The sequence below is a fragment of the Alcaligenes sp. EGD-AK7 genome, from assembly GCF_000465875.3.
GTDB classification, from domain to species: Bacteria; Pseudomonadota; Gammaproteobacteria; order Burkholderiales; family Burkholderiaceae_B; genus Alcaligenes; species Alcaligenes phenolicus.
The window spans coordinates 1-2,670 of record NZ_AVOG02000014.1 but is presented as its reverse complement, the minus strand read 5'-3'; the positions used below and the strand labels follow the sequence as shown (position 1 = coordinate 2,670).

General features: G+C 57.0%; 2 protein-coding genes. Both read left to right on the top strand.

What is annotated here, in order from left to right; all coding sequences use genetic code 11:
* On the top strand, nucleotides 1-1,213 hold a 1,213-nt coding region (locus tag N879_RS10850), incomplete at its 5' end, for an autotransporter outer membrane beta-barrel domain-containing protein (RefSeq protein WP_022983360.1).
* Nucleotides 1,214-1,458: 245 nt separating this feature from the next.
* Nucleotides 1,459-2,670 (top strand): S8 family peptidase (locus tag N879_RS10845; RefSeq protein WP_031232720.1); only part of this gene is annotated, 1,212 nt, incomplete at its 3' end.

Below are 2,670 nucleotides of genomic sequence, written 5' to 3'. Positions count from 1 at the left end.
AGCTAATGGTGTGACAGGTCAGTACAGTCACATCACTTACGAGATGGCCTTCCTGTCGCCAACGCTGCTCTACGGCCCCAGCCTGTCCTTGATGATCAAGCGCAATGACACGCCGTTTGCCACCTTTGCCAATACGGGGAACCAGAAAGCCGTGGCCAACGCGCTGGATACCGGCTCGGATCAACCGCCGGTCACCATGGCCGAACTGTACGACACGGTCCTCAATGCTCAGTCCGGACAGGTCGCAGGCTACATGGAGCAATTGCAAGGCCAAATCCATGCGGGTACGACCTCCGCCCTGCTAAGCAACGGGGATCTTTTGCCCCGCACTTTAGGCAAACAAGCCTCAAGCGCTCGCAATGCAACGGGTAAAGACACTGTATTGTGGGCCGAAGTGATTCACCAACAACGTGATCTGGACGGTGACGATAACAGCCAGGATGTACGCCATAAGGTGGGCGGCCTGTTCCTGGGTGGCGATACCGCCATCGGCGAACAAGGCTGGCGCATGGGTGCCTCTCTGGGCTATCTGGAAAACCGTATCAAGCTGGACGACCGCCGTCAGACCTCACGCAGCAACAGCTACAGCGCCGCCCTGTACGGAACGCAAGCCTGGGAAATGGGTTCGGGTAGTCTGAATCTACTGGCAGGTGGTGCTTACACCCGCCATAGCCTGGACAGCGAGCGTTCTCTCTCCGTTCACCAATACGAAACACTGAAGGCTGATTACAAAGCGCACAGCATCCAGGCCTTTGCCCAACTGGGTTACCGCATGCCCGTCAGCCCTCGCTCCAGCGTCGAGCCCTATGCCAGCGTGAACTGGCACCAGTTGCGTCACGGCTCCTTTAGCGAATCGGGTGGTCAGGCAGCCTTGCGCGGAGACTCGCAACGCCAGAACCTGAGCACCGTGACGCTGGGTCTGCGTGGCACCACGGAACTGGACTTGTCCAAAACCACGCTGTCCTTGAGCGCCGGTTTAGGCTGGCGTCATGCCCTGGGTGACACCACACCCGAGCGTGAACTGGCCTTTGCCGCCTTGCCCGGTAGCAACTTCCGCATCAGCGGCGCGCCGATTGCCAAGAACGCCGCTGTGGCCGAATTGGGCGCAGAGCTGAAAGCCGGCAAGAGCACCTCCTTTGGCTTGAACTACCAGGGTCAGTTTGGTCGTAATCAGGACCATGCTGGCTCGCTATTCATGAAGGTACGTTTCTGATTTAAGGCCCCGAGGCGGGCTTGGCGTTCCGCCAATCCCGCGGCAGGCATAACAGACGGCCATCAAAAATCCCTGCGATGCGCGTGCATGGCAGGGGCCCACAAGAACACGACCTCAACAATACAGCAGCCCATAACTGCCGGTTTAAACGGCTATGCCGTTAAATTGAAGATGCCTTGAGAACCTCCAAGGCAGGTTTTCACAACGAGTGGCCACCCTCCTTAGAAGATCCAAGTAGATAAGACATGTCGAACAAGAAACGCAACACCTCTATGCTGGTGCAGATGGCTTTGTTAAGCCTGACTTTACCTGGCATCGTCCATGCCGATTCCGAGAGCTCACTGGAGCAATGGCACACCAAAGAATATAAGCGTCAACCCGGCCTGGACATGATCAATGCAGCCAAAGCCTATTCGCTGGGCTTTACCGGCAAAGGCGTCACGGTCGGTTATCTGGACTCGGGCATTCAGGCAAATCACCCTGAGTTTGCCGGCGCCATTGCTGGGGGCTTTGACTTTGCCAACAATACCCCCTACGCCAATGGCCAAGGAGTCGATACTCAGCCCCCTGCCGGACACGGGAGCCATGTTGCCGGAATCATTGGTGCGAGACGCGACGAAGCAGGCATGCACGGCGTCGCCTTCAATAGCCAGCTTTTTGCGGTTGCCTACGGCATCAATACTGATGACGATGACGACGATGATGATGGTGGTGACGACACTACCCCGACTCCAGACGATATAAGGGCCTTTCAAGATCGAATGCTTTCTAATGGCTGGAACTATCTCGCCCAGTTCAAGCTGCCCATTATCAATAGCAGTCTGGGGCTCAATGACTGCTCAAGGTCCTATAACCCACCCTGCCATATTGTGGACTATGGCTCAGCTCAAAGCGCCCTAGAGGCTCAACCTCTGATCATTGAGTCCTTCAAGAACAGTGCGCAGGCTGGCTCCCTGATGGTATTTGCTACCGGCAATGAGTCTCAAGACCACCCTGATTTTCTGGCCGGCTCTCCCTACTGGTTTCCCGAACTGAAAGACAACTGGCTGGCCGTGACGGCAGTCGGGGAAGATGGTTCCTTGGCCGTCTACGCCAATAAATGTGGTGTTTCCGCCGAGTGGTGTTTGACCGCACCAGGGGGGCAGTGGGCCCCTGGCATTAACTCCGTCAACTCGGATGGAGGCTATATTTATAAAAGTGGCACCTCCATGGCATCGCCACACGTCGCGGGCGGTGCGGCGCTGGTGAAGGAAGCGTTCCCCTACTTCACCGCCTATCATCTGCAACAAACCCTGCTGACCACCGCCACCCCTCTGGGAGACCCCAGCATTTACGGCTGGGGTCTGATGAATGTGGGCAAGGCCGTGCAAGGGCCAGCACAATTTACTCGTCTGTTCGACGTCGATACGCTGGGCTACCACTCCACCTTCGCCAATGACATCAGTGGCACGGGTGGG